Origin of the sequence: Azotobacter salinestris, from assembly GCF_009363155.1 — a bacterium.
Taxonomy (GTDB): domain Bacteria; phylum Pseudomonadota; class Gammaproteobacteria; order Pseudomonadales; family Pseudomonadaceae; genus Azotobacter; species Azotobacter salinestris.
Genome location: NZ_CP045302.1, coordinates 493,984 through 520,740 on the forward strand (window position 1 = coordinate 493,984; position 26,757 = coordinate 520,740).

The 26,757-nt window shown below is 67.6% G+C and carries 17 protein-coding genes; 4 read left to right on the forward strand and 13 right to left on the reverse strand.

Annotation, left to right across the window (positions count from 1 at the left end; translation table 11 throughout):
• Positions 1-15 precede the first annotated feature (15 nt).
• Together GCU53_RS02385 and GCU53_RS02390 are read left to right on the forward strand one after the other, a co-directional pair.
• Positions 16-237, forward strand: coding sequence for a hypothetical protein (locus GCU53_RS02385; RefSeq protein ID WP_152386198.1), 222 nt, complete (start codon positions 16-18; stop codon positions 235-237).
• A gap of 796 nt (positions 238-1,033) precedes the next feature.
• On the forward strand, positions 1,034-2,623 hold the full coding sequence (locus GCU53_RS02390) for an ABC-F family ATPase (protein ID WP_152386199.1): 1,590 nt from the start codon (positions 1,034-1,036) through the stop codon (positions 2,621-2,623).
• Between the two features lie 57 nt (positions 2,624-2,680).
• Here GCU53_RS02390 and GCU53_RS02395 read toward each other — a convergent pair whose 3' ends face one another.
• The 3 genes from GCU53_RS02395 to GCU53_RS02405 are packed head-to-tail and all read right to left on the reverse strand — an operon-like array spanning position 2,681 to position 4,724.
• A complete protein-coding gene (locus tag GCU53_RS02395; RefSeq protein ID WP_152386200.1) occupies positions 2,681-3,193 on the reverse strand; it encodes a DUF1993 domain-containing protein in 513 nt (170 codons plus the stop codon).
• A 36-nt stretch (positions 3,194-3,229) separates the two neighbouring features.
• Complete coding sequence (locus tag GCU53_RS02400) at positions 3,230-3,877, reverse strand: DUF1294 domain-containing protein (protein ID WP_152386201.1); 648 nt, start codon at positions 3,875-3,877, stop codon at positions 3,230-3,232.
• 13 nt (positions 3,878-3,890) lie between these two features.
• The gene (locus GCU53_RS02405) at positions 3,891-4,724 is read right to left on the reverse strand and encodes an undecaprenyl-diphosphate phosphatase (RefSeq protein ID WP_152386202.1); all 834 of its coding nucleotides are present in this window, start codon (positions 4,722-4,724) and stop codon (positions 3,891-3,893) included.
• Positions 4,725-5,097: 373 nt separating this feature from the next.
• On the opposite strand from GCU53_RS02405, the gene GCU53_RS02410 reads away from it, so the two are divergent.
• Together GCU53_RS02410 and GCU53_RS02415 are read left to right on the forward strand one after the other, a co-directional pair.
• On the forward strand, positions 5,098-5,709 hold the full coding sequence (locus GCU53_RS02410; protein WP_152386203.1) for a hypothetical protein: 612 nt from the start codon (positions 5,098-5,100) through the stop codon (positions 5,707-5,709).
• Positions 5,710-5,910: 201 nt separating this feature from the next.
• Positions 5,911-6,177, forward strand: coding sequence for a hypothetical protein (locus GCU53_RS02415; RefSeq protein WP_152386204.1), 267 nt, complete (start codon positions 5,911-5,913; stop codon positions 6,175-6,177).
• Between the two features lie 156 nt (positions 6,178-6,333).
• Here the strand turns inward: GCU53_RS02415 and nfuA are convergent, their stop codons facing one another.
• From nfuA to GCU53_RS02465, 10 genes are all read right to left on the reverse strand, one after another.
• The gene (gene nfuA / locus GCU53_RS02420; RefSeq protein ID WP_152386205.1) at positions 6,334-6,918 is read right to left on the reverse strand and encodes a Fe-S biogenesis protein NfuA; all 585 of its coding nucleotides are present in this window, start codon (positions 6,916-6,918) and stop codon (positions 6,334-6,336) included.
• A 108-nt stretch (positions 6,919-7,026) separates the two neighbouring features.
• Positions 7,027-9,297, reverse strand: a complete 2,271-nt coding sequence (locus GCU53_RS02425) for a fatty acid cis/trans isomerase (RefSeq protein WP_152386206.1) — start codon at positions 9,295-9,297, stop codon at positions 7,027-7,029.
• 330 nt (positions 9,298-9,627) lie between these two features.
• Positions 9,628-11,163: an efflux transporter outer membrane subunit gene (locus tag GCU53_RS02430; RefSeq protein ID WP_152386207.1), complete on the reverse strand. Its 1,536-nt coding sequence runs from the start codon at positions 11,161-11,163 to the stop codon at positions 9,628-9,630.
• Positions 11,160-14,267: an efflux RND transporter permease subunit gene (locus GCU53_RS02435; protein WP_152386208.1), complete on the reverse strand. Its 3,108-nt coding sequence runs from the start codon at positions 14,265-14,267 to the stop codon at positions 11,160-11,162. Before GCU53_RS02435 ends, GCU53_RS02430 begins: the two co-directional genes overlap by 4 nt.
• Before the next feature lie 88 nt (positions 14,268-14,355).
• Entirely contained in the window at positions 14,356-17,451 is a 3,096-nt protein-coding gene (locus tag GCU53_RS02440) for an MdtB/MuxB family multidrug efflux RND transporter permease subunit (protein WP_152386209.1), read from the reverse strand.
• Positions 17,448-18,767 carry an MdtA/MuxA family multidrug efflux RND transporter periplasmic adaptor subunit gene (locus GCU53_RS02445; RefSeq protein WP_152386210.1) on the reverse strand — a complete coding sequence of 440 codons (1,320 nt, stop codon included), beginning with the start codon at positions 18,765-18,767 and terminating at the stop codon, positions 17,448-17,450. The genes GCU53_RS02440 and GCU53_RS02445 overlap by 4 nt, the downstream gene beginning before the upstream one ends.
• 311 nt (positions 18,768-19,078) lie before the next feature.
• On the reverse strand, positions 19,079-20,452 hold the full coding sequence (locus GCU53_RS02450; protein WP_152386211.1) for an alanine/glycine:cation symporter family protein: 1,374 nt from the start codon (positions 20,450-20,452) through the stop codon (positions 19,079-19,081).
• A gap of 103 nt (positions 20,453-20,555) precedes the next feature.
• The gene (locus tag GCU53_RS02455) at positions 20,556-24,254 is read right to left on the reverse strand and encodes a translocation/assembly module TamB domain-containing protein (protein WP_152386212.1); all 3,699 of its coding nucleotides are present in this window, start codon (positions 24,252-24,254) and stop codon (positions 20,556-20,558) included.
• On the reverse strand, positions 24,251-25,975 hold the full coding sequence (locus GCU53_RS02460; protein ID WP_167520021.1) for an autotransporter assembly complex protein TamA: 1,725 nt from the start codon (positions 25,973-25,975) through the stop codon (positions 24,251-24,253). The genes GCU53_RS02455 and GCU53_RS02460 overlap by 4 nt, the downstream gene beginning before the upstream one ends.
• Before the next feature lie 75 nt (positions 25,976-26,050).
• Positions 26,051-26,689 carry a GNAT family N-acetyltransferase gene (locus GCU53_RS02465; RefSeq protein ID WP_152386213.1) on the reverse strand — a complete coding sequence of 213 codons (639 nt, stop codon included), beginning with the start codon at positions 26,687-26,689 and terminating at the stop codon, positions 26,051-26,053.
• Positions 26,690-26,757: the final 68 nt, after the last annotated feature.

Sequence of the window (26,757 nt, forward strand, 5' to 3'; positions counted from 1 at the left end):
GCAAGGACACCCCCTATGGATACCCTTTGGATTAGCGTCGCAGTGATCGCCGCCATGGCAGTCGTGGCAGTAGCGATTCGCCTCGCGCTGAAGCCGCGTCGATTCAAACCCAGAGGCGACGCCTATTGGAAAGCAAAAGCCAGAGCCATCCAGAAGAGGCATACGGGACAAGTCATTTCGGGCAGCGTGCCTTTGGCCAAGAATCGTGCAAGTTCCAGAGCGAAGAATGATCGCTAATGCGGGAGCGGCAAGTCCTGCTGCGTCCAAGGCCACACCGCCCGCCGGCTGCCTGGGGATCGGCAAGGGCGCTGGAAGTGCCGCACGCCATGCACCCGGCCTGGTTCACCCAGGCAAGACGGTGGTGCAGAAGTTGTCGACAGCATGGCAATAGCCAGAAAAACCGACCGCCCACGTACAGGGCCGAACTCCTGCAAAGCGCGGTCGCTCCCTGCGGAGACGGCTTGCAAGTTTTCAATTGATAATAATTATCATTTGTGTATTATGGAGATGCCGTCGGCAGATCGGCATGCAAGCGGCGTCAGCTGGCCATTGCCAAGAGGTGGCCACGCCGGGTTTCACGGTTCCCGGCAAGGCGCGCGGCCTGTTCGAGTAATCTGCAAGCCTGGGGGTTCATCAGCCCCATCCTGCTGGTAGGCATGCCAGCGGCGACACAGTGCCCGACTAGCCGGCGTAACCGGCCAATCCCTCTCCTGCCCATATCCCAGCCGACCGCTACCTCCCCCTGGAGCGGTTCCGCTATGCGCGCGCCATACCGGCCGGTGGAAATCGTGCCGCTGGGCCGGATGGGCCGGGTTGCAGCTCCGTACAACTACCGGCATACCTATGCAACAATACGCCCCATGTCAGGCATGAATCCTGCCTTTATTGATTGCCCGGCAGCCCGACCACAGCGTCCACTGCTGCTCCCCACACACGTCCGCCGGCTGAATCCAAGTCGCGACCGGCAGGTGAGCTGACAGCCCCAGCCCAAGCCCGAAACAGACACCGCGCAACTCCCTGATAGGTAAGCCCCTTGATCTCTACCGCCAACATCACCATGCAGTTCGGCGCCAAGCCGCTGTTCGAGAACGTTTCCGTCAAGTTCGGCAACGGCAACCGCTACGGCCTGATCGGCGCCAACGGTTGCGGCAAGTCCACCTTCATGAAAATCCTCGGCGGCGACCTGGAGCCCTCCGCCGGCCAGGTGATGCTCGAGCCCAACGTGCGCCTCGGCAAGCTGCGCCAAGACCAGTTCGCCTACGAGGACTTCACGGTGATCGACACCGTGATCATGGGTCACGAGGAACTGTGGAACGTGAAGGCCGAGCGCGACCGTATCTATGCGTTGCCGGAGATGAGCGAAGAGGACGGCATGAAGGTCGCCGACCTCGAGGTGCAGTTCGCCGAAATGGACGGCTATACCGCCGAGTCCCGTGCCGGCGAGCTGCTGCTCGGGGTGGGCATTCCCATGGAGCAGCACTTCGGCCCGATGAGCGCCGTCTCGCCCGGCTGGAAGCTGCGCGTGCTGCTGGCCCAGGCGCTGTTTTCCAACCCGGACGTGCTGCTGCTCGACGAGCCGACCAACCACCTGGACATCAACACCATCCGCTGGCTGGAAGGCGTGCTCACCGCGCGCAACTCCACCATGATCATCATCTCCCACGACCGTCACTTCCTGAACAGCGTCTGCACGCACATGGCCGACCTGGACTACGGCGAGCTGCGCCTGTTCCCCGGCAACTACGACGAGTACATGACTGCGGCGACCCAGGCCCGCGAGCGCCTGCTGGCCGACAATGCCAAGAAGAAGGCGCAGATCGCCGAACTGCAGACCTTCGTCAGCCGCTTCTCGGCCAACGCCTCCAAGGCCAAGCAGGCGACCAGCCGCGCCAAGCAGATCGACAAGATCCAGCTCGAAGAAGTCAAGCCGTCCAGCCGGGTCAGCCCGTTCATCCGCTTCGAGCAGACCAAGAAGCTGCACCGCCAGGCGGTGACCCTCGAGAAGGTCAGCCAGGGCTTCGACGGCAATGCGCTGTTCAAGAACCTGTCGATGCAGATCGAGGCCGGCGAGCGGGTGGCGATCATTGGCCCCAACGGCATCGGCAAGACCACTCTGCTGCGCACGATGGTCGGCGAGATGCCGCCGCTGTCCGGCGAGGTGAAGTGGACCGAAAGCGCCGAGGTCGGCTATTTCGCCCAGGACCACGCCGACGACTTCGAACAGGACATGACCCTGTTCGACTGGATGGGCCAGTGGACCCAGGGCGGCGAGCAGCTGATCCGCGGCACCCTCGGGCGCATGCTGTTCTCCAACGACGACATCCGGAAATCGGTGAAGGTGATTTCCGGCGGCGAGCAGGGCCGCATGCTGTTCGGCAAGCTGATCCTCAACAAGCCCAACGTGCTGGTGATGGACGAGCCGACCAACCACCTCGACATGGAGTCCATCGAGGCGCTCAACCTGGCGCTGGAGAACTACCCGGGCACGCTGATCTTCGTCAGCCACGACCGCGAGTTCGTCAGCTCGCTGGCTACCCGCATCATCGAACTCTCCGCAAGCGGCGTGACCGACTTCAGCGGCAGCTACGACGACTACCTGCGCAGCCAGGGCGTGGTGATCTGAGGCCTTGCCTGCATCAGAAGCCCCGCCTCATGATGCGGGGCTTTTTCATAGCTGAACTCAGACCGGCGGCTTGCCGAGAAAATCCATCTTGCCGATGTCCAGGCCGTTGTGGCGCAAGATGGCGTAGGCCGTGGTGACATGGAAATAAAAATTGGGCAGGACGAAATCGAGCAGGTATTCGCCGCCGCCGAACTTCAGCTCCATCTTGGGAAAGTTCAGGGTGATGGGCCGCTCCTCGCTGCCATCGAGCTGTGCGGCATTAATGCTCTCGAGAAAGGCCACGGTCTTGGCGATGCGCTCCTGCAACTCGGCGAAGCTGCTCTCGGTGTCCGGGTAGCTGGGAACCTCCACCCCGGCCAGGCGCGCAGCACAGCCCTTGGCGGTGTCGCTGGCGATCTGGATCTGGCTGCTCAGCGGCAGCATGTCCGGTGCCAGGCGTGCGTTGACCAACACGGCAGGGGCGATGCCGCGTGTCTCGGCGTAAGCGGAGGCCTTGTGCAGGATGGCCGACAGGTTGCCCAGCATGCGGACAAAGATGGGAATCGACGCCTGGTACATGGACAGCGGCATGGTGCAGTTCCTCGCAGGGGGATGGGAGATATCAGACTAGCCGAGGAAGCGCTGCATGAGGGTCGAAGCGAGGAGCCGCTGGAAATACAGGTAGTCGATCCAGGCTGCCTGGTGCAACAGCACGATGCCCCAGAACACCAGCTGATAGGCGAGCTTGCGGGTCTTGTGGCGGAACCGCTGCTGCGCCAGCAACGCGCCGGGCCAGCCGCCGAGCAGTTCGACGGCATGCAGGCTGGCCTCCGGAATGCGCCAGCGCCCCGTCGCAGCGCGGCGCTTGTCCAGCCAGTACTGCAGAAAGCTGACGAAGCTGAACAGCGCGTAGCCGCCGAGCGCCCAGAACGGACCATCCTGTGGCAGCTTGAATGCTCCGGCAAGCGGCAACGCGCAGAGTGCGAGAAACGCCAGGAGCTTGGGCAGCGGATGGCGCACGCCGTTGGCCGTCCGGCGCGGGCTGCGGATCGACGGCTCGTCGAGGCTCAGCCCGGCATGGCGCATGTGCCTGGCCCGCGCCCTTCCCTCCCGGTCGCGCCCGGCGACGAACAACACCGTCTCGCCCGCCCTGGGCCGGCGGTCGCCGCGCATCGCCGAAATATGCACGAACAACGGCTCACCGCCCGCCTCCGGCTCGATGAAGCCGAAGCCCTTGCGGTCATCCCAGCTTTTCAGCACGCCGCGTCGTTCCATGAGCGCTCCGTCCTCAGCCCTGCGCCGTGCTCCAGTCGACCATGCCCATCTGCCAGGTGGCGAGAATCAGCAGGCCGAAGCCGATGCGGTACCAGGCGAACACCGCATAGCTGTGGCTGGCGATGAAGCGGAGCAACGCGCGCACGGCGAGCATGGCGAAGATGAAGGAGACGACGAAGCCCAGCGCGAAGACCGGCAGGTCGCCGCCGTTTTCGAACAGGGCACGGTGCTTGTAGCCGGAATAGACCGCAGCGCCGACCATGGTCGGCATGGCGAGGAAGAACGAGAACTCGGTCGCCGCCTTGCGCGACAGGCCGAACAGCAGGCCGCCGATGATGGTCGAAGCCGAGCGCGAGGTGCCCGGAATCATGGCCAGACACTGGGCGCAGCCGATCTTGAGGGCGTGCGTCCAGTTCATCTCGTCCACCGCATGCACCTCGATGGCGTGCTGGCGCCTCTCGGCCCAGAGCATGACCAGGCCGCCGATCACCAGCGCGCTGGCCACGGTGATCGGGTTGAACAGCCAGTGCTCGATCAGATCGGCGAAGGCCACGCCGAGGATCACCGCCGGAAGGAAGGCGACCAGCAGATTGACGGTGAAGCGCTGAGCCTGACGCTCGCGCGGCAGGCCGAGGATCACGCCGAAGACCCGCTGGCGGAACTCCCAGACCACGGCCAGGATCGCCCCGAGCTGGATGATGATGTTGAACGCCTTGGCCCGGTCGCCGCCGAAGCCGATCAGATCGGCGACGATGATCTGGTGCCCGGTGCTGGATATCGGCAGAAACTCGGTCAGTCCCTCAACAACCCCCAAGATGAATGCCTGCGCGGCGAGCCAAAGCTCCATCGATCCTCCATTCGAAATGCAGAAATGATCCAGCCGTCCGCCGGACCCTGACGAAGGGAGCGAACACTGCCAACGAAGTCGCACGCCGAGGGGAACGGCAACACGGATGCCCGCCCTCGCCTTGCGGGCCGGCATGCTAGCAGAGCGAAACGAGTGGTGCCGCAACTTCAATGTATGAAGTTCAACAACGGTTGAGACATATTCTCTTGGCATTATGATGGCAACCTGGAGTGCTGTGGACGCGGGTACCAATTCACGTGCAGATCGCCAAGGCGGAATCGCGGTTGCAGAAATGCTCACCGAACCGCTTGCTTGCCAGGATCCTTCCGCCCACTCGGCAGCTTCGTCACCAGATCGCGAGAAAGAGCCACGCATGAGCAGCATGAAGCATCAGGAAGTCGATTTCAGCAAACCGGTCAACCCCGACCTGGTATGGGAACTGGACCACATTGCCCGCCGCGAACTGGCCGAGCGCTTCATCCAGTTGTTCGAGAACCGGCTGTGCGTCTATTCGGAGTCGGTACGCCAGCTGTACACCAACTACAACCTGCACTTCCCGGCCGATCTCGGCCGGAAGATGGTGGTTTTGCCCAATCCCTATGCCTTCCATGACACCCTGCACGGCATCGACTCCCTAGCCGTCCGTCCGACAGGCCTTTTCATCCTGCCCGGCCGGGTATTCGGCAGACCGGGTCTGCTGCTGACCAAGCACCTGAAGGAAGGCGAATCGATTCCAAAGAGCATGCCCTTCAAGCAGGCGCTGGCGCAGATCATCAGCAACCAGAAGAAGCTCGGCGACGTATTCCTGCCCATCCTGATCAAGGGAGACCTGCGCGAATTCGGCCAGCAGCTGCCCTATCTTCACCTGCACCGCCTGCAGGTCAGCAAGCTCAGCCACCTGTCCAGCTTCGAGCGGATCGACATCCAGAACACCATTACCCGCAAACTTCTATTGCTCTATCGCCAGGCGGATACGCTGGGCTGACATTCGTCGGAAAAATCTGTATCAAACTTGCGACACCGGCCTATACTTCATTCTGTCATGTGAGTTTCAGGGCAGCGGAAGGAATCCGTTAGCCCAGGCAAGTTCCAGACTCCTGTCACGCTCACGTGACATGGCTTTGCCTGAAAGACAAAACGGCCGCATCAGACGGCCTCATCATGGTACTCAAAGAGGGATCGATCCATGACCAACCCGCTCCGTTTCAACGAAGCCCTTCTGATCGCCAACCGCGCGTTCAAACCCCTGCAATGCATCGCCTGGACCCAGGAAATCAACAGTGAGCTGAACCTGACCGTCGTGGATCGCGCCAATACGCGCACCCTGGGGCACAAGCGCATTCCCTGCTCGACCTATTCCGACCCGAAGAAACTCGCCGCCGTCATCCAGCAAACCCGCCAGGAACTGACCCGCCAAGGCTTCAACCTGGCTCCCTGGAACATGCCCGACTGAGCCATCCGATACATGATGGAGCCTTGTCCCGGCAGGGCTTCGCGACAGGGTGCGACATACGGGCCGAATCGGCAGGACGCATCCCTCGCAAAACAACAAGCAAACGAAAGGCGGCCATGGCCGCCTTTTTCATGCCTTCCCGCCACCAACCATCGGTCAGTAATAGGCGTTTTCCCGATTGCTGTGGTCGGTGACGTCGCGCACGCCCTTGAGGTCTGGGATGCGCTCCAGCAGGGTCCTCTCCACGCCGTCCTTCAGCGTCATGTCGACCATGCCGCAGCCCTGGCAGCCACCGCCGAAACGCAGTACGGCGACGCCTTCCTCGACGATGTCCACCAGGCTCACCTGTCCGCCGTGGCTGGCCAGACCCGGATTGATCTCGGTCTGCAGGTAATAGTTGACCCGCTCGCCCAGCGGGCTGTCCTCGCTGATCATCGGTACCTTGGCGTTCGGTGCCTTGATGGTCAGCTGGCCACCCATGCGATCGCTGGCATAGTCGACGACGGCGTCCTCGAGAAAGGGCTCGCTGACGGCGTCGATCCACACGGTGAAGCTCTTCAGCGCCAGGGGGGTGTCGTCCGGGTGCCGCTCGTGCGGCCGGCAGTAGGCGATGCAGGTCTCGGCGCTGGGCGTGCCGGGCTGAGTGATGAAGATGCGGATACCGATGTCGGTGCCGCTCTGCTTGGCCAGCAATTCGGCCAGATAGTCGTGTGCGGCGTCGGTGATGGTGATGGCGCTCATGGCAGCTCCTCGCGAATATGGCTTCGAGTGTACGCCAAGCACCCGAGGGGATAAAGTCCTAGTGTGATTGTCGGATTAGTCCGGAAGATCCGATACAGACGTGCCGGTTCACAGATTCCGGTAGCGGTTCATGTCCAGCACCCCGGCCTCCAGCGGCTCGGTTTCCCTCATCCAGGCCGAGAGATCGTTGAAATGGCGCCAGAACTCCGGATGGCTGCGGCGGATGCCCCAGCGCTCGACCACGGCCGTGAAGCTCGCCCCCACCCTCGCCTGCTCCAGCGCCGCGACGAACTCCGGCACCTCGTCGGCGCGGACGTTGAACAGGAAATTCGGGTAGCTGCTCATGACCCCCGGATAGAACGTCAGGGTATCCAGTGCCGGCTTGTGGCGCAGATGCTCGCCGAAGATGAACGCCACATTGCTGTGGGCGCGGTTGCGCAGCAAGCTGTAGATCTCCCGCCGCCCCTCGCCGTACTCGATGCGCAGCAGACTGGCCTCCGGCAAGGCGAGCACCACCGGCAGGCTGATGGCGGGCCGACCGGCCAGCCGGCTGAGGGCCTGCTCGGCGTATTGCAGCTCCCGCGCCACACCGGGACGGTGGCAATGCGCCGAGCGACAACGGTTGATCGGATCGGGCCGGGCATTGATCGCCGTGTGTCGCCCCAGCAGGAGCTCGGCAAAACTGCGGATCGGCTCGCGCTGCGGCAGGCCGAGTGCCGAAGGGGTCTTGCCGTCGACCTCGGTATAGGCCAGCCAGAGCTTGAGCTGGCCGCTGTTCTCGTACCAGCTGTCGAGGATCGCCTGGCGCGAGTCGGCCGGCAGCAGGCGCAGGAAGTTCTGTTCGGCGCCGTTGCGGATCAGGTCGAAATACAGGCGTGTCTGCAACTGGTGGGAGAGGTTGCCGAACACGTCGAAGTTCACCACCAACTGATAGTAGGTCCGCTCGAACAGCGGGAAATCCAGCAGCCACAGGGTCTGCGGCACGGCCCCGACCAGCCCCTTGCGCACCGAGGCGCTGTCGTGCTGGCGGAAGATGGTCAGCAGCGCGTTGTCGTTGCCGGCCCACAGATCCGACCACTCGGCCGGATGCTCGGCGTAGGCCTGCCTGCGCAGGCTCTCGTAGCGCCTGAAGCGCTCCAGGTAGGTGCTCCAGAGGCTCCACAGACTGGCGATGTCGTCGAGCTGGCCGGGCAGCGCGAGCAACGGCGTCACCGCCTCGCGGTACTCTGCATCGGTGAGATAGCGGTCCCGCTCGGGAGCCTGGAACAGCGTCCAGAAGTGATCGCGGATCACGTCCGTGGCGATCTGGCCACGACATACCGGACCGCGAATGAAGGTACGCACGAAGTATTCGGCGTTGTCCAGCATGAAGCGGTAGCGCGCCTGCGCCGGAATCGCCGCGAAGGTCTCGAACGGATTGGCGCGGCGCTGGGCGCCGTAGCCGGGCAGCTCCGCCACCTGCCAGTCGCCGGCGAGGAACAGCTCGCGCACCCGCGCCAGCTTCTGCGGGCCGAGCGGATAGGTGATGTGCGTCTTGTGCACGATCACGTCGGAAATCGGCCGCAACCGGTAGTAAAAATCGCTGCCGGGATCGTCGTTCGGACGCCGCGTGGCGATCGGCTCGACCGGCTGGCCGGAAGGCGTGCGCGAACGCACCAACTGGAAGAAGTGCCCCGGTGCGCCCCCCTCGAAATGCAGGTGGGCGAGGAACAGGTGCTCGTACAGCCAGCGGGCGACCAGCCGGAAGCGCTTGTCCTGCACATTCAGCAGCCGCTCCCAGTCGGCGATCTGTGCCGCCTCGGCCGGCGACGGCGCGAGCAGCGCCTCGTCGACTGGCGCGCCCTGCGCCAGCCATTTCCGCAGGGTCGCATATTCGCCGTCGGTCAGGCCGGTGACGGCGAAAGGCATGCCGGCCAGGGGATTGTCGCGGGCGAAGGCCGCGAACTCGCCGGGCAGCGGACAGCTGTTCCGTCGCTCGATGCCGATCTCCAGGTCCTCCGGCAGCAAGGCGTTGTGTATCAGCGGCCGGTTGCGGCCGAGCTCCAGCATGCGCGCCATCAGCGCCGCCTGGCCTCCGGCTTCGAGTACCGAGTGAAAGCCCTTGCGCCGCCAGGCCGCCTCGCCCTCGGCATCCAGGAACAGCCGGGTGGTTTCCTGGGCCTCGGTGCGCAGGCCGTTGTAGACCGGCAGCTTGTGGGCGCCACGCCGCGCGCCCTCGCCGCTGCCCAGGTTGAGCTGGCAGGGCGAGTCGTAGCAGGCATGGCAGGCCAGGCACTTGGCGGTGAAGATCGGCTGGACGTCGCGGCGGTACGAGAGCTCTTCGGCCCGCGCCACGGCGCCAAGCGCCAGGAGCACGAGGAGGAGAAGGCGAAGCGGCATGGGGCAGGTCCTAGGGGGTGTTGGCGTTTTGGCGTGAGCCGCGTTGCCGCGTCAAATGCCGCCAGGCAAGGCGCAGGGCGCCGGCAATGGTCATTCCCTTGCCAAGCCCTGCAACGCCGCATGGCGGCATTTGCCGCGCAACCCGTAGGGACGGAGCCCGTTTGGCGCAGCACGGCGTCGCTCGTCGCTCATTTGGAGCGACCAAACTTCTCTCCTCGCTCCTTGTTCTGCGCCAAACGGGCTGCCGTCGCGGCCTACGCCAAAACGCCAACACCCCCTATGCGGGACGGCATTCTAACCGCAAGCGCATCCCGTCATCGCCAGAGGCCGTCAATCCTCTTCCTGCCTTGCCTGTGCCTGCTCCAGTCGCTCGTCGAGCCTTTCCAGATTGTCCAGCTCGACACTGTCCCAGCCGCCGCCGAGCGCGGCGATCAGCTGCACGCTGGCGGTCAGCCGGTTGCTCAGGAGGGTCAGGCTGGTGCGTTCGTTGGTCAACGCCGCGGTCTGCACGTCGACCACGCTGGTGTAGTCGACGGTACCGGCCTTGTACTGGTTCTCCATCAGCCGGCGGGATTCCTGGGCAGCCTCCACCGCCTCCTGCTGGGCCTGGCTCTCGCGCTCCAGCACGCTCAGCTGCACCAGGTAGTCCTCCACCTCGCGGAAGCTGTCCAGCACGGTCTGCCGGTAGGTCGCCACCGCCTGCTGGTGGGTGGCCCGCGCCCGATCCACCTGGGAGCGCAGCAGGCCGCCGTCGAACAGGGTCAGGGCCATCTCCGGGCTGATGTTCCAGAAGCGGTTGTCCTGCTCGAACCAGTCGTCCGTGTGGCTGGCACGATACCCCCCGGCCGCGCTCAGGCTGAAGGTCGGGAAGCGGGCCGCCTTGGCCACGCCGATCAGGGCGTTGGCGGAGATCACCTCGCGCTCGGCCGCAGCCACGTCCGGACGCCGCTCGAGCAACTGCGACGGCAGCAGCGTGGGAATTTCCGGCAGCGCCGGCAGAGTCTCCACCTCGGCCAGGGCGAACTCGGCCGGCGGCATGCCGATCAGCACGGCGATGGCGTGTTCCAGCTGGGCACGCTGGTAGTCCAGGTCGATGGACTGCGCCTCGGTACTCTTCAGCTGGGTCAGCGCCTGGGTCACGTCGGACTTGGTGACCATGCCGGCGCGGTACTGGTTTTCGGTCAGGCGCAAGCTGCGTGCGTAGGCCTCCACCGTGGCCCTGAGCAGGCGCCGCTGGCCGTCCAGCACGCGCAGTTGCAGGTAGCTCTGGGCCAGCGTGGACTGCTGACTGAGGCGTACCGCGGCGAGATCGGCGGCGCTGCCCTGCAGGCCGGCGCGGTCCGACTCCAGCTGGCGGCGCATCTTGCCCCAGAAGTCCAGCTCCCAGCTGATGTTGCTGACCGCGTTGTAGCTGTTGGAGATGTCGCCGCCACCGCCGCCGGAGCTCACCGTGGAGCCGTCGGGCAGGCGCGACGTACCGCCGCCGCCGCTGGCCGTCGACGAGCGGGTCTCGTCGACGGTGACCCGTCCGGTCGGGAAGAAGTCCGCCTTCGCCGCACGCACCGCCGCCTTCGCCTGCAGGTACTGGGCGACCGACTGGGCGACGGTCTGGTTGGACTCGTCCAGCCGGCGCATCAGGTCGTTGAGGAGGGGATCGCCGTACATCTCCCACCAGGGACCGCGCTCGGCCTCGTCGGCCGGCGTGGCGAGCTTCCAGCCCTCGCCTTCCTTGAAGCTGTCCGGGGTGGCCAGCTGCGGACGCTCATAGTCCGGGCCGAGGGTGCAGCCAGTCAGGGCCAGGCTCAGGGCGAGCGTCACCGACCAGGCCAGGCGGTTCGGTCGAACGGCTAAAACGGTTGCGGTCATAACGAGGTATCCAGGGCGGCATCGCTGTGCACGCCGCGCCAGCGGTTGAAGCGGTGGCGCAGGCGGTCGAAGAACAGGTAGACCGCCGGCGTGCTGTAAAGGGTGAGCAGTTGGCTGAGAACGAGGCCGCCGACGATGGCGATCCCCAGCGGCCGGCGCATTTCCGCGCCCTCGGCGGTATCCAGCAGCAACGGCAGGGCACCGAGGATGGCCGACAGGGTGGTCATCAGGATCGGCCTGAAGCGCAGCAGGCAGGCGCGGCGGATCGACTCCAGCGGACTGAGCCGCTCCTGGCGCTCCAGCTGCAGCGCCAGGTCGATCATCAGGATGGCGTTCTTCTTCACCACGCCGATCAACAGGAACAGGCCGAGCAGCGAGATCAGGCTGAACTGGTCGCCGACCAGCTCGATCGCCAAAAGCGCGCCGACGCCCGCCGAGGGCAGCGTGGAGAGGATGGTCAGCGGGTGGACGTAGCTCTCGTAGAGGATGCCGAGGACGATGTACACCACCACCAGCGCGCCGAGGATCATCAGCGGCTGGGCCTTCTGCGCCTGCATCAGCGCACCGCCGGTGCCACCGAGCATGCCCTGCACGTCGGTGGGCAGGCCGAGCCGCGCCACCGCCTGCTGGATCGCCTGGCTGGCCTCCAGGGCGCTGTAGCCGGGGGCGATCGAATAGCCGATGTTCTCCGCGGCGAACTGGCCCTGGTGCTGCACCCGGTCCTCCTCCAGGCTGCGCTCCCAGCGGGCGAAGGCCGACAGCGGCACGCGCAGCCCGTCGTCGGTGATCAGTTGGACCATGTCCAGCGCCTCCGGGGACTGGGCGTACTTCGGGTCGATCTCCATCACCACCTTGTACTGGTTGAGCTCGTCGTAGATGGTGGAGATCTGCCGCTGGCTGAAGGCGTTGTTCAGCACCGTGGTGACCATGCTCATGTCCACGCCCAGACGCTTGGCGCTCTCGCGGTCGACCACCAGGCGAATCTGCTGGGCGCCCTCGCCTACGTTGCTGTCGAGGTCGGTGAGCTGCGGCAGCGCGGCCATCGCCTCGCGCACCCTGGGCAGCCAGGTGCGCAGCAGGTCGAGGTCGCTGGAGAGCAGCACGTACTCGTTCTCCGAGCTGCGTCCCTGGCGGCCGCCGAACTGCAGGTCCTGGTCGGCCATGAGGAACAGCTGGCCGCCCGGCACCTTCGGCAGGTTCCGGCGCAGGCGATCGATCACCTGCTGGGCGGAGAGGCGGCGCTCGGCGATCGGCTTCAGGCGCACGATGATGAAGGCGTTGCCGATCCCGCCCTTGCCACCGATGAAGCCGGCCACGCTCTGCACCGCCGGATCGGCCAGCAACGCCCGGCGGAACTCCTGCAGCTTCGGCTGCATGACCTGGAAGGACAGCCCGTCGTCGCCGCGGATGAAGCCCATCAGTTGGCCGGTGTCCTGCTGCGGCAGGAAGGTCTTGGGCACCGCGACATAGAGGTAGACGTTGAGGGCGATGGTCGCCAGTAGGCCGAACAGCATCAGCTTCGAGTGCCGCAGGGTCCAGTCCAGGCTGCGCGCGTAGCCGGCCAGCACCCGCGCCTGCAGCCAGTCGGAGAAACGCTGCAGGCGACCGGGCGCACGCGTCCCGGTCTCTGGCTTGAGCCAGCGCGCGCAGAGCATCGGCGTCAGGGTCAGCGAGACCGCCAGAGAGATCAGGATGGCCACTGCCAGGGTGATGGAGAACTCGCGGAACAGCCGTTCGACGATGCCACCCATGAACAGCATGGACAGGAACACCACCACCAGCGACAGGTTCATCGACAGCAGGGTGAAGCCTACCTCGCGCGAGCCCTTGAGCGCCGCCGCCAGCGGCTTCTCGCCGTCCTCAATGTGCCGGGCGATGTTCTCCAGCACCACGATGGCGTCGTCCACCACCAGGCCGGTGGCGATGATCAGCGCCATCAGCGACAGGTTGTTCAGCGAGAACCCCCACAGATACATCACCGCGAAGCTGCCGACCAGCGACACCGGCACCGCCAGCGCCGGAATCAACGCGGCGCGCCAGTGGCCGAGGAAGGCCAGCACCACCAGGATCACCAGCCCCACCGCGATCAACAGGGTGCGCTCGGCCTCGTGCAGGGTGGCGCGGATCACCGGCGAGCGGTCCATCGCCACCTCCAGCTCGACGCTGGCCGGGATCACCGCGCGCAGCGCCGGCAGCCGGGCGCGGATCTCGGCGATGGTTTCGATGATGTTGGCGTCGGCCTGGCGGTTGACGATCACCAGCACCGCATCCTTGTCGTTGTAGAAGCCGCTGTTGTAGCGGTCCTCCACGCCGTCGTGGACCTTGGCCACGTCGCTCAGGCGCACCGGACCGTCGTTCTGGTAGCGGATCACCAGCGGCCGGTAGTCGGCGGCGCGCATCAGCTGGTCGTTGGCCTGCACCTGCCAGTGACGCTCGCCGTCCTCCACGGCACCCTTGGGCCGGCGCACGTTGGCCGCATTGATCGCGGCGCGCACCTCGTCGAGGCCGATGTTGTACTGGTCGAGCAAGCGCGGCTCCAGTTCGACCCGCACCGCCGGCAGCGAACTGCCGCCGACCTGCACCTCGCCGACGCCGCTCACCTGCGACAGCTTCTGCGCCACGATGGTCGAGGCGACGTCGTAGAGCTGGCCCTTGTCGAGTACCGGCGAGGTCAGCGAGAGCACCATGATCGGCGCCTGCGAGGGGTTGACCTTGCGGTAGGTGGGCATGCTGCGCATGCCGCTGGGCAGCAGGTTGCGCGCCTCGTTGATCGCCGCCTGCACCTCGCGGGCGGCGGCGTCGATGTCGCGGCCGATGTCGAAGAGAATGATGATCCGCGTGTTGCCCTGGCTGCTGCGGCTGGTCATCTCGCTGATTCCGGCGATGCCGCCCAGCGCCCGCTCCAGGGGCGTCGCCACGCTGGATGCCATGATCTGCGGACTGGCCCCGGGCAAGGTGGCCTCCACGGTGATCGCCGGGAAGTCCATCTTCGGCAGCGGCGCCACCGGCAGCAGGCCGAAGCTCACCGCGCCGAGCAGGAGGATCGCCAGGCTCAGCAGCAGGGTCGCGACCGGACGCAGGATGAAGGGGGCGGAGAGGTTCATGCGGCCCACCCCGCAGGAGCACATTCATTTGCGACAGGTGCAACGCAAATCGCCAATGAATTGGCTCCCCCACCAAACGGCTTGAGGCTCATATCGCCACCCCCGCCGCGCTGCGGCCCACCAGACGCCGCGACAGGCGATCGAAGGCGAGGTAGATCACCGGCGTGGTGAACAGCGTCAGCAACTGGCTGAGCAGGAGCCCGCCGACCAACACCAGGCCCAGCGGCTGGCGCAGCTCGGCGCCGGAGCCGGTGGCGAACATCAGCGGGATGGCGCCGAACAGCGCGGCCAGGGTGGTCATCAGGATCGGCCGGAAGCGCAACAGCGCCGCCCGGTGGATCGCCGCCTGCGGCTCCATGCCCTGATGGCGCTCGGCCTCCAGGGCGAAGTCGATCATCATGATCGCGTTCTTCTTGACGATGCCGATCAAGAGGATGATGCCGATGATCGCGATCAGTCCCAGGTCGTTGCCGGAGAGCAGCAGCGCCAGCAGCGCGCCCACCGCCGCCGAAGGCAGCGTGGAGAGGATGGTGATCGGGTGGATGTAGCTCTCGTAAAGCACGCCAAGCACGATGTACATGGTGACGACGGCGGCGAGGATCAGCAGCAGGGTGCTCGACAGCGAGGCGCGGAACGCCTCGGCGGCGCCCTGGAAACGGCTCTCGATGCCACCCGGCAGGCCGATCTCCTCCTGCACCCGCTCGATCGCCGCCACCGCCTGGCCGAGCGAGACGCCCGGCGCCAGGTTGAACGACAGGGTCACCGCCGGGAACTGGCCGATGTGGTTGATCAGCAGCGCCGCCGCCCGCTCCTCGACGCGCGCCAGGGACGACAGGCGCACCTGGCCGCCCTCGGCGCTGGCCACGTGCACCTCGTCCAGCGCCGCCGGGCCGAGGCTGTCGACGGCACGGCTCTCCAGGACCACCCGGTACTGGTTGGCCTGGGTATAGATGGTGGAGATCTGCCGCTGGCCGAAGGCATCGTAGAGCGCATCGTCGATGGCGGCGACGGTCACGCCCAGGCGCGAGGCGGCGTCGCGGTCGATGTTCAGGTAGACCTGCAGGCCGCGGCTCTGCAGATCGCTGGCCACGTCGGTCAGCTCCGGCAGGTCGTCCAGCGCTTCGACCAGGCGCGGCGTCCACTCCTCCAGGAGGTCGCCGTCCGGCGACTCCAGGCTGAACTGGAACTGAGTGCGGCTGACCCGGTCCTCGATGGTCAGATCCTGCACCGGCTGGAGGAACAGCTGGATGCCCGACACCGTGGCCAGCTGCGGGCGCAGCCGCTCGATCACCTGGCTGGCGGTGACATCGCGTTCGGCATGCGGCTTGAGATTGATCAGCAGGCGTCCGCTGTTGAGGGTGACGTTGTCGCCGTCCACGCCGATGTAGGACGACAGGCTGGCCACCGCCGGGTCCTGCAGGATGACCTCGGCCAGGCGCTGCTGGCGCTCGCTCATGGCACGGAAGGAAATGCTCTGCGGCGCCTCGGAGATGCCCTGGATCACTCCGGTGTCCTGGACCGGGAAGAAGCCCTTGGGCACCGCCTGGTAGAGCACCACGGTGAGGCCGAGAGTGACCACGGCGATCAGCAGGGTCAGCCCCTGGTGGCGCAGCACCCAGTGCAGGGCGACGTCGTAGCGTGCGATCAGGGCCTCGATCCAGGCGCCGCTGGCACGGTAGAAGCGGCCCTGGCGCTCCGCCGGCTCTTCCGGCTTGAGGAACAGCGCGCACATCATCGGCGTCAGGCTCAGCGAGACCAGCAGGGAGATCAGGATCGACACCGCCAGGGTGATGGCGAACTCGCGGAACAGTCGGCCGACCACATCGGCCATGAACAGCAGCGGGATCAGCACGGCGATCAGCGAGAAGGTCAGCGAGATCAGGGTGAAGCCGATCTGCTTCGCGCCCTTCAGCGCCGCCTCGAGCGGCGTCGCGCCCTCCTCCAGATGGCGGGCGATGTTCTCCAGCATGACGATGGCGTCGTCGACCACGAAGCCGGCGGCGACGGTCAGTGCCATCAGCGTCAGGTTGTTGATGGAGAAGCCGGCCAGGTACATGACCCCGAAGGTGCCGATCAGAGACAGCGGCACGGCGATCGACGGGATCACCGTGGCCGACAGCTTGCGCAGGAAGACGAAGGTCACCAGCACCACCAGGCACACCGCCAGCACCAGCTCGAACTGCACGTCGCGCACCGCGGCGCGGATGGTCTGGGTGCGGTCGGTGAGCTGGATTACCTCGAGGCTGGCCGGCAGGGTCGCGGCGATCTGCGGCAGCAGCGCCTGGATGCGCTCGACCACCTCGATGACGTTGGCCCCCGGCTGGCGCTGGATGTTCACCAACACCGCCGCGTTGCGGTCGGCCCAGGCGGCCAGGCGCTCGTTCTCGGCGCCGTCGACGATCCGCGCGACATCCTTCAGGCGCAGGGTCGCGCCGTTCTGGTGGGCGAGGATCAGGTTGCGGTACTCGTCGGCGGATTTCAGCTGGTCGTTGGCGTCGAGCTGGGACACCCGGGTCGGGCCGTCGAAGTTGCCCTTGGGCTGGTTGACGTTGGAAGCGGTGATCAGCGAACGCACGTCGGACAGGTTCAGGCCGTAGGTGGCGAGCGCCTGCGGATCGACCTTGATGCGCACCGCCGGGCGCTGGCCGCCGGCCAGGCTGACCATGCCGACGCCGGTGATCTGCGCCAGCTTCTGCGCCATGCGGGTATCGACCAGGTCGTTGACCTGCGGCAGCGGCATGGTCGCCGAGGTGACCGCCAGGGTCACCACCGGGGTATCGGCCGGGTTGACCTTGTTGTACACCGGCGGCGTCGGCAGGTCGTCGGGCAACAGGTTGCTGGCCGCGTTGATCGCCGCCTGCACCGACTGCTCGGCGACGTCCAGGTTCACCTCCAGGCTGAAGCGCAGGGTGATCACCGAGGCGCCGCCCGAGCTGGTCGAGGACATCTGCTTGAGGCCCGGCATCTGGCCGAACTGGCGCTCCAGCGGCGCGGTCACCGCGCTGGTCATCACTTCCGGGCTGGCGCCCGGATAGAGGGTCATCACGCGGATGGTCGGATAGTCCACCTCGGGCAGCGCGGAAACCGGCAGCAGGCGGTAGGCGATCACCCCGCAGAGGAAGATCGCCACCATGATCAGCGTCGTGGCGACCGGACGGAGAATGAAGGGGCGCGAGATGTTCATGCGTCGGGCTTCGCTCTCTGCGGCCGGCCGGCCGGTGCGGGGCTGGTCGCCTCGCCGACGGCCGTGCGCTTGTCGTCGATCACCTCGACCCTGGCGCCGTCGCGCAGGCGGTCGGTGCCCTCCAGCACCAGCCGCTCGCCAGCGTTCAGGCCCAGCTCGATCAGGGTCGTGGTGCCGTCGCCAGGGCCGGCCGTCACATAGCGCAGCTCCACCTTGCTGTCTTCGCCGACCACGTAGACGAAGGTGCCCTGGGAGCCGAACTGCAGCGCCGCCGCCGGCGCCAGCGTGGCCTGCTCGCGGGTGGTCACGCGCAGCCGGACATTGACGAACTGGTTGGGGAACAGGCGCTGCTCGATGTTTTCGAAGCGCGCCTTGAGGCGCACGGTGCCGGTGGTCAGGTCGATCTGGTTGTCCAGGCTTTCCAGCTCGCCGACGGCCAGGCGGTTGCGCTCGCTGCGGTCCCAGGCCTCCACGGCCAGGCGCTGGCCGGCCTGCACCTGCTCGAGGACCTGCGGCAGCTCGCCCTCGGGCAGGGTGAAGCTGACCGAGATCGGCAGGGTCTGGGTGATGGTCACCAGCGGCGTGGTGTCGCCGCTGCTGACCAGGTTGCCGACGTCCACCTGACGCAGGCCGAGACGCCCGGCGATGGGCGCGCGCACCTGGGTGTACTCCAGGTTGACCTTGGCCTCCTCGACCGACGCCAGGTTGGAGCGCACCGTGCCCTGGTACTGGGCGACCAGCGCCTCCTGGGTGTCGAGGGTCTGCTTGGCGACGGAGTCCTCGGCGTACAGGGTCTTGTAGCGGGCCAGGTCGATCTCGGCGTTGCGCAATTGCGCACGGTTCTGCTGCAGGGTGCCTTCGGCCTGCTTCAGCGCCGCCTGGTACAGACGCGGGTCGATCACCGCCAGCAGGTCGCCGGCCTTGACCTGCTGCCCCTCGCGGAACAGCACCTTGATCAGCTCGCCATCCACCCGCGAGCGCACGTTCACCGTGTTGTAGGCAGTCACGGTGCCCAGCGCCCTGAGCTCGACCGGAAAATCGCCCTGGTGCACCTCGCCGACGCGCACCGGCACCGGCCCGCCGAAGGGACCGCCGGGGCCGCCCGGACCTCCCGGCCGCCCACCGCCCGGCCGGCCCATCCCCGGTCCGCCCGCAGCGGGACCGCCCGCCGCCGGAGCGGACGCTGTCCAGAGGCCGGACAGCGCGGGCCACTGCCACCAGGCGGCGAGCGCGGCGGCGACGAGGGCCGCCAGCACCCCGTAGAGCCAGCGACGGCGGGGAGCGGGGAAAGGAGGATTCAGGTTCGACTCGGACATGACGGACAACCACTTTCAAGGGAGGCTGAACGATAAGTAGTCGCTTCAACCAAGCAAAGGGCCTTTACGGGTCTTTTACGTTATTCGCACCCGCGCCTGTCGGAATGGGCCGAGACGCCCGCAGCAACGTGACACTACCGCTATCCGTGCATCGCGAAACGGGCGCCTTGCGAAGCCGGACAGGCCGCTGCCGGGAGAAGAAGATGGCGCTGCCGCGCAGGCGGGAGCGGATGCCTGCGCGCCCCTGAGCAGGCGGTGGCGCAGGCGTCCGGGAGCTTGTCGTGGGAGCGGAGCGGCGGCCGCTTCGGCGATCAGCCGGATGCGGGCCCCTGTGCCGTCTCCCGCTGCTCCGCGAAGTATTCCCGGGTCAGCCGCAACACCACCGGACTCAGCAGCAGCAGCGCGATCAGGTTGGGGATGGCCATCAGGCCGTTGAGGGTGTCGGCCACCAGCCAGGCGAAATCCAGCTGGGCGATGGCCCCAAAAGGCACGGCCGCCACCCAGATCACCCGGAACGGCAGGATCGCCCGGGTGCCGAACAGGAATTCCCAGCACTTCTCCCCATAATAGCTCCAGCCGAGGATGGTGGTGTAGGCGAAGGTCACCAAGGCCAGGCTGAGGATGGCCGCGCCGAAGCCCGGCATGGCCGACTCGAAGGCCGCCGCGGAGAGCGCCGCGCCGCTCTTGCCGCTGGTCCAGACGCCGGAGCTGAGGATCGCCAGGCCGGTCAGGGTGCAGACCACGAGCGTGTCGATGAAGGTGCCGAGCATGCCGATCAGCCCGGAGCGCACCGAACTGGTGGTGGTGCCGGCAGCCTGGGCGATGCCGGCGGTGCCGAGTCCCGCCTCGTTGGAGAACACGCCGCGGGCCACGCCATAGCGGATCGCCGCCATCACCGCCGCGCCGGCGAAGCCGCCGGTGGCGGCCACCGGGCTGAAGGCGTGCTCGAAGAGCAGCGCGAAGGCACCGGGAATCGCCTCGGCGTTCACCACCAGCACCACCAGCGCGGCGGCCATGTAGGCCAGGCACATGAAGGGCACCAGAGCCTCGGCCACCCTGCCGATGCGCCGGATGCCGCCGAGGATCACCAACGCGGTGACCACCATGGCCGCCAGGCCGGAACTCCACATCGGCACGCCGAAGCTGTCCTCCAGGGCGTGGGCCATGCTGTTGACCTGCACCATGTTGCCGATGCCGAAACCGGCCAGTCCGCCGAACACGGCGAAGGCGCCGCCCAGCCAGGCCCACTTCGGGCCCAGGCCGTTGCGGATGGCGAACATCGGCCCGCCGACGTGCTCGCCGCGGTCGTCGCGCTCGCGATAATGCACCGCCAGCACCACCTCGCAATACTTGGTGGCCATGCCGACCAGCGCGGTGCACCACATCCAGAACAGCGCGCCGGGGCCGCCGAGGAAAATCGCGGTAGCCACCCCGGCGATGTTGCCGGTGCCGACGGTGGCCGCCAGGCCGGTCATCAGCGCCTCGAAGGGGCTGATCTCGCCGCTCGCACCCGAGCCCCTGGCGCGTCCCTGCCAGAGCAGGGCGAAGCCCATCGGCAGCCGCCGCCAGGGCATGAAGCGCAGGGTGAGCAGAAGAAAAAGACCGGTGCCGAGAATCAGCACCAGCATCGGCGCTCCCCAGACGAGGCCGTTGAGGCCATTGACCAGGTTGTGGATGGACTCCATCGAAGGCTCCTTCGTTGTTGTTGCGCGACGGATTGAGCCGACAATGGAAGCATGAAGCGGTCCAGTACGCACGATTTCGCTGAAATCGCCCGTACCGCTCCGTTCAGAAATCCCGCTTGTAGAAGAGATCCAGCGAACTGGCCAGCCCGCTGGCCGCCTCGAGGTACAGCCGGCGGGTCAGTTGGTAACGCAAGGCGATGCTGTTCAGGGGCTCGAATACGCCGACCCCGTAGACCAGGCTGAGGCGGTCGGACAGCTTGCCGCTGGCCACCACGCTGGTTTCCGAACCGCTGCCCTGGGTGCCCAGCTCGAACTGCTCGATGCCCAGGTTCTCCGCCAGGCTGCCGGTGATCGAGGAACTGCCGGCCAGGCCGAGACCGAGCGCGGCGCGGGCCAGCAGGTTGCTGTCGCCACCGTCGGCGCGGCCCGGCGCGCGGCCCAGCAGCAGGTAGGACAGGGCCTGCTCCTGACTCATCGCCGGCTCGCTGAACACGTCGGTGCGCGGCTCCAGGACATTGCCGGCGACCCGCAGGCCGGCGACCACGTCGTCGACCTGACGGATCGCCTCGATGTCCAGATACGGCTGGTCGATCGGACCGATGAACAGCAGGCGCGCCCGGCGGATGTCCAGGCGCTGGCCATAGGCGCGGTAGCGGCCGTTCTCCAGCCTCAGCTCGCCGCGGGTGTCGAGGTTGTCGCCGATGTGCAGGTGGCCGGCCAGCTCGGCGTTCAGGCCGAAACCGCTGAAGGTCAGCTTGTCCCGGCCGACCTCGACATCGATGTCCATCTGCATGGCCAGCTGGCGACGGGGCTTGACCTCGCGGCCGGCCACCACGGCGTCCTCGGAGACGCGGACGGTGGAGGCCGGCAGCTCGCGCAGGGTGATCGCCCCGCGCGGCACCCCCAGCGTGCCGCTCAGGGCCAGCTGCCGATCGGCCGCACTCCCGGCCAGCCGCACCTGCAGGTCCGGCTCCACCTCCAGCTCGGCATAGGGCTGCACGGTCACCGGCAGACGGCTGCCGCGGATGCGCAGCTCCAGCTCCGGCGCCTGGCGCCAGTCCAGGGTGCCGTCCAGGCTGCCGCGACCGCGCTCGCCGCTGCGCCAGCCACCGTTCAGGCGCAGGCTGTCGCCGGCGATCTGCGCCTGCAGGGCGAGGTCCTCGATGCGGATCGGCAGTTCGCTGCCGGCCACCAGCCCGTCGCGCAGCTGCAGGCGGCCGTCGATCTGCGGCTGCAACAGGGTGCCGCGCAGGGTGCCGCTGCCGTCGAGCGTGCCGTCCAGCTCCTCGACCGGCGCGGCGAAGGGACGCAGCACCCCGAGCTCCAGCCCACGCAGGGCGAACTGACCGGAGAGTGGCTTGTCCCGGCCGCGCGGGTCGATCTGCGCATTGAGTTCCAGCTCGCCCAGCTGCGCACCGCTGAAGGCCAGCCTGGCGTCGATGCGGCTCGGCTGCAGACGGCTGTCGAGCAGCAGCTCGCGGTAGGGAAACTCCTGCCAGCGGTCCCTCTCGCGCAGGCGCAACACACCGTTGCCGGCATCCAGACGAATCTGTCCGTGCGGCCCGGCGTCCGGCAGCTCGAGCTGCAGATCGCCGTTCAGCCGGCCCTGCCAGGCGAAGCCCTGCGGCCACAAGGCGGCCAGGCTTTCCAGCGGGAAGTTGCGCAGCCGGTAATTCAGACGGGGGTCGGGCAGCAGCCGTTGATCCTCGCCGCAGAGGCTCGCCGAACCGAAGCGCCAGCAGTGCGCACCGAGGTTCACCCGGCCGCTGGCCAGGCGCTCGAGGCGCGCCGGCTCCTGCAGGCGCCAGTCCTGGCCATGGCTGCGCACCTCGCCGCGGCTCAGCCGGCCGCGCCAGTTCCAGCCTTGGGCCAGCTCCTCCAGGCGGCCGTCGAGCGCCAATGCCAGCTCCAACTCGGGGCCGTCGAGGTCGAGGGTCAGGCTCTGCGTGCGCCGGTCGCCCTGCCCCAGCACCTGGAGCCGGCCCAAGGACGTGGCGCCGAGCTGAATGCCACCGGCATCCAGGGTCACGCGGCCGCGCTGGGCCGCATCGAGATTGCCGGCCAGGGTCAGGCTGTCCAGGCGCCGTTCGCCCAGGCGCAGCCGACGACCGTTCAGGTCGAGCCGGCCCTGCGGGGCCGCCAGGGTGCCGGCGAGATCGAGGCGGCCGCTGGCGCTGCCCTGCAGGCCCGGCCAGAGCTGGCCCAGCTGCGGCAAGGCCAGCTCCAGCCGGCCCCTGAGGCGCTCGTCGAGCTGCCCGCTGCCATGGACGCGGTTGGCGCCGAGCGCCAGGTCGAGCTTCGCCAGCTCCCAGGCGTCGTCCGCGCCCTTCGCCTCGAGCAGCAGGCGCGCCCGCTGGCCGCGCAGCTGCCCGGAAAGGTCGACGCTGGCGTCCAGCTGCAGGCGGCCGTCGCGCAGCGACCCCTGGCTCTTCAGCGGCCCGCCGAGGCGGCCGCCCAGCTCGGCGAGCCAGTAGGCGGGATCGAACTCGCTCAGCCGCAGGTCGGCGTTCCAGCCGATGCCGTCGGCGAAGCGCAGGCCGAGCACGCCCTGCGCCCGCCCCTGGCCGGCGACCAGCTGCAGTTGCGGCAGGTGAAGCTGGGTGAGGTCGCCGCTCAGCGGACTGGCCAGGGTGAAGGGACCGGCCGGTCCTTCGAGGGCGGCAGCGAAGTTGCCGAGATAGCCGCCGTCCCGGTAGGACAGCTCGCCATCGAGGCGCCTGAGGCTCACCGCCGGCTCCTCGATGGCCGGGTAGAGCCGCCGCCAGGGAAAGTCCCGCCAGGCGATGCGCAGCTCGCCGGCTAGCCCCTCGCGCCAGTCCAGACGGCCGGACAGATCGACCCGCCGCTTGTCGCCGGCGTCCAGCCGGAGCCTCGCAAGCTCCGCGCCCTCGGCCGTCACCTGCCCGCGCAGGGCCAGCGCCACATCACCGCCCTCGCCCGGCAAGCTGGCGTCGCCCTTCAGGGCATAGCCCTTCTGCAGGTCGCCGTCGAGACTGAGCTCGAGCCGCTGCAGGCGCAGGGTATCGGGCAGTTCGGCAGCCGCCTTGAAGCCATCGGCGGTCAGGGTCAGGCTGGCCGGGACATGCTCGGCGAGCGGCCGGAGCGCGCCGCTCAAGCGCCCGCTCAGATAGCCCTGGCTGTCGGCCTGCACGCTCAGGCTGCCCTGCAGATCGCCCTCCACCTGCAGGTCGAGGTTCCAGGACTGGCCCTCCGGTGCCGGCAGGCGCAGGCTACCGCCCGCGGTCAGCGGCCAGGTGCCGGCGGGCACGAGGTGGCCCTGCAGGTCCAGCCTCAGGTCGTCGCGCCGGGCCTCGAGCCTGTCGATGCGCAGTCCCTCGGCAGTCCAGTGCGCCGAGAGCTGCAGATCCTGCCCCTGTTCGCCGCCGTTCAGCAGCAACCGGCCGACGCGTGCCTCGACCAGGCGGATCTGCAGCGGCAGCTTCAGCTCCGGCAGTTGCAGCGGTCCTTCTGCCGCTGTCTCCTCCTTGCCCGGCGGCAGCTCCAGGCTCACCTGCGCGGCGACCAGGCGGTCCACGCAGAGGCTCAGCCCCAGCAGGCAACTCGGGCGCCAGGCGAATTCGACGTCGCTCAGCTCGACGCGCCGCTCGCCCTGGCGCCAGTCCAGCCGCTCGGCTTGCCAGGTGCCGGCGAGACGCCCGGAAAAGTCCTCCACCTGCAGCCCCGGCACCCGCCCGAGCAGCCAGCGGCTACCGGCGCCAGTGCCGAGCAGCGCCGCCAGCGCGGCCAATATCAACGCCAGTCCCAGCAGGAGGCCGTACAGTGCCAGTCTCAGGCCCTTCATAATTCCGGTCCCATGGAGAAGTGCAGGCGAAAAGTGTTGTCGTCGATGCCGTGAGCCACGTCCACGCGCAGCGGTCCGACCGGCGATACCCAGCGCACGCCGAAGCCCACCCCGGTCTTGACGTTGGAGGAGCCCAGCGAGTTGAAGGCGTTGCCCTGGTCGACGAAGGTGGCGATGCGCCACTTGCCCATCAGCGAGTACTGGTATTCCAGGCTGCCGGCGATCATGTAGCGGCCGCCGACGTGGTCACCGTCGGAGTTGGTCGGTGACAGCGTCTGGTACTCGTAGCCGCGCACGCTCTGGTCGCCGCCGGCGAAGAAGCGCAGCGACGGCGGCACCGTGACGTATTCGTCGGTGAAGTTGCCGCCGAGCTGCAGCCGGCCGAGCAGGCGGTGCCGGTCCGCCAGGGTGGTCAGCCCCTTGAGCATGACGGCGCTGTGGATCAGGTTGGCGTCCGACAGCAGGCTTTCGCTGGCCGCGGCCATCTCCACCTGCAGGCGATAGCCCCGGCTCGGATCGAGAGGATGGTCGCTGTTCAGGTAGGAATAGGCCACGCCCGGCAGCAGCAGGGTGCTCTGGCCATTGTCGTCGCCGAGGCGAAAGTCCTCGTTCTGCCATTTCAGCGAAAACACCTGCTGCCAGCCGTTGTCCAGCCGGCGGTGCCACTCGGGCCCGATCTTGAGCAGGCGGCTGCGGGTGTCGGTGTCGGCCAGCTCCTCGTACTGGTAGCCGCCGACGAAGCGCAGTTTGTCGGTCATCGGCGGATCGAGGGGGATGTCGTACCAGAGGCCGACGTTCTGCTTGGGCTGCGACAGCTCCATCTCCGCACCGTAGTTGTGGCCCTGGGGGTTGGCCCAGTGGCGCGTCCAGTTGGCCCGGCCGCGCGGACCGACGTCGGTGGAGAAGCCGGCGCCGATGCCGAAGCTGCGCGGCTTGCGCATCTGCAACTGGACCACCACGGGAACCAGGTCGCCGCGGGCGCCGGTGGGGTTGGCATCGACCCGCACGCCCTCGAAGTAGCCGGGCGCCTGAAGGTTCTGCTGCAGCTTGGCGATCAGATCGGAATCGTAGGGCGCGCCTCCCTCGAAGGGCACCATGCGCCGCATGAACGCCTCGTCGAACGGGGTTTCGCCCTGGAAGACCACCTCCCCCAGCCGGTAGCGCGACCCGCTGACATAGACCAGCTCGATGTCCGCGACGCCGGCGGCCGGGTCGACGAACAGACGCTGGCGGCTGAAGCGGCCGTTGAAGAAGCCGAAGCGCGAGGCCTGGTTCTGGATCAGCTTCTTGGCACTCTCGTAGCGACCGTGGTTGAGCTGGGCGCCGGGCCTGAGGCGGGAGCCCTGCGGGAGGCGGAACGCTTCGAGCTGCGCCGCCGGCCCCTCGATGCGGATGTCCACGCGGCGCAGGCGCACCGGCTCGCCGGGCGTCACGCGCAGGATGAGGGTCGGCGGATCGCCGGGGCGCACCGCGCTGGAAATCCGCGCATGGTAGTAGCCGAGCGCCTCGGCCGCGCTGCGGGCCTGGGCCTCGGCGGCCGGGGCGAGACGGCGCAGGGCCTGCTCGTCGCGCTCGCCGAGCTCGCCGATGTAGCCCTCGATATTCCTCCGCAGGCTGGCCCTGGCCGGCTCGACCTGCACCTCCAGGCGCGCCTCGGCGAACACCGCGGAACCACCGAGCAACAGCCCCAGGAACATCCCTGTATGGATCGAAACTCTCATGCGCAACGATGCTAGCACGGCTGCTCGTGTACTCCGACCGCCCTTACCGAGCGTTTACACGGCACTGGCGGGGGCTCAGGCCCCCACTCCCACCAGCGGCTGCGGGTTGGGATGGATCAGGATGTGCTCGTGAACCGGGCCCAGCTCGACCTGGCCGATCTCCTGGTAGCCCTGGCGATGGAGGAAGTCCAGATAGTGCGGATCGCCGGTGTCGAGCACGATGCCGCGGGAGTTGCTGTCTCCGGCACACCAGCGGTGCAGGGCTCCGAGCAGCTGCTCGCCGTAGTGCCAGCCCTGGAACTCCGGACGCACGCCGATCAGTGGCAGCATGTGGTAGGCGCCCGGCGGCAGGCAGGCGATCACCGCCTCGTGGTAATCCAGATAGCGCCGGGTGCAGCGGAATCCGGCGGTGAGCAGCATGCGCATCCGCCAGCTCCAGCTTTCGGTGATCTCCAGCCGGCGCTGCGGCGGGGAGATCAGCGCCACACCGATCAGCCGCTCGCCGAGCAGCAGGCCGAGCGTCGGCAGGTCATCGGCGAAGTGGCGGCCCAGCAGCTCGCGCACGGTGGCGCGCACCCGCTGCTCGTAGCCGGGACGGTCGGCCTCGAACAGGTAGGCGAAGGTCGGCGTATGGCGATAGGCCTGGTAAAGCAGCGAGCAGGACTCGCGCAGATAACCCCCGTCGATGAGGCGGACTTCGGCAGGCGCGGTCATGGGCAGGGCCTCCTGGCGGCGGTTCGTTTTCCCCTTCCTGCACGTTAGCACCGGCTCCCGGGGGTCGC

Bases quoted from the DNA above. Each gene is read 5' to 3' on its own strand.
- GCU53_RS02385 (WP_152386198.1), top strand. From the start codon at position 16: ATGGATACCCTTTGGATTAGCGTCGCAGTGATCGCCGCCATGGCAGTC.
- GCU53_RS02395 (WP_152386200.1), bottom strand. From the start codon at position 3,193: ATGCCGCTGTCCATGTACCAGGCGTCGATTCCCATCTTTGTCCGCATG.
- GCU53_RS02400 (WP_152386201.1), bottom strand. From the start codon at position 3,877: ATGGAACGACGCGGCGTGCTGAAAAGCTGGGATGACCGCAAGGGCTTC.
- GCU53_RS02405 (WP_152386202.1), bottom strand. From the start codon at position 4,724: ATGGAGCTTTGGCTCGCCGCGCAGGCATTCATCTTGGGGGTTGTTGAG.
- GCU53_RS02410 (WP_152386203.1), top strand. From the start codon at position 5,098: ATGAGCAGCATGAAGCATCAGGAAGTCGATTTCAGCAAACCGGTCAAC.
- GCU53_RS02415 (WP_152386204.1), top strand. From the start codon at position 5,911: ATGACCAACCCGCTCCGTTTCAACGAAGCCCTTCTGATCGCCAACCGC.
- nfuA (WP_152386205.1), bottom strand. From the start codon at position 6,918: ATGAGCGCCATCACCATCACCGACGCCGCACACGACTATCTGGCCGAA.
- GCU53_RS02425 (WP_152386206.1), bottom strand. From the start codon at position 9,297: ATGCCGCTTCGCCTTCTCCTCCTCGTGCTCCTGGCGCTTGGCGCCGTG.
- GCU53_RS02430 (WP_152386207.1), bottom strand. From the start codon at position 11,163: ATGACCGCAACCGTTTTAGCCGTTCGACCGAACCGCCTGGCCTGGTCG.
- GCU53_RS02435 (WP_152386208.1), bottom strand. From the start codon at position 14,267: ATGAACCTCTCCGCCCCCTTCATCCTGCGTCCGGTCGCGACCCTGCTG.
- GCU53_RS02440 (WP_152386209.1), bottom strand. From the start codon at position 17,451: ATGAACATCTCGCGCCCCTTCATTCTCCGTCCGGTCGCCACGACGCTG.
- GCU53_RS02445 (WP_152386210.1), bottom strand. From the start codon at position 18,767: ATGTCCGAGTCGAACCTGAATCCTCCTTTCCCCGCTCCCCGCCGTCGC.
- GCU53_RS02450 (WP_152386211.1), bottom strand. From the start codon at position 20,452: ATGGAGTCCATCCACAACCTGGTCAATGGCCTCAACGGCCTCGTCTGG.
- GCU53_RS02455 (WP_152386212.1), bottom strand. From the start codon at position 24,254: ATGAAGGGCCTGAGACTGGCACTGTACGGCCTCCTGCTGGGACTGGCG.
- GCU53_RS02460 (WP_167520021.1), bottom strand. From the start codon at position 25,975: ATGAGAGTTTCGATCCATACAGGGATGTTCCTGGGGCTGTTGCTCGGT.
- GCU53_RS02465 (WP_152386213.1), bottom strand. From the start codon at position 26,689: ATGACCGCGCCTGCCGAAGTCCGCCTCATCGACGGGGGTTATCTGCGC.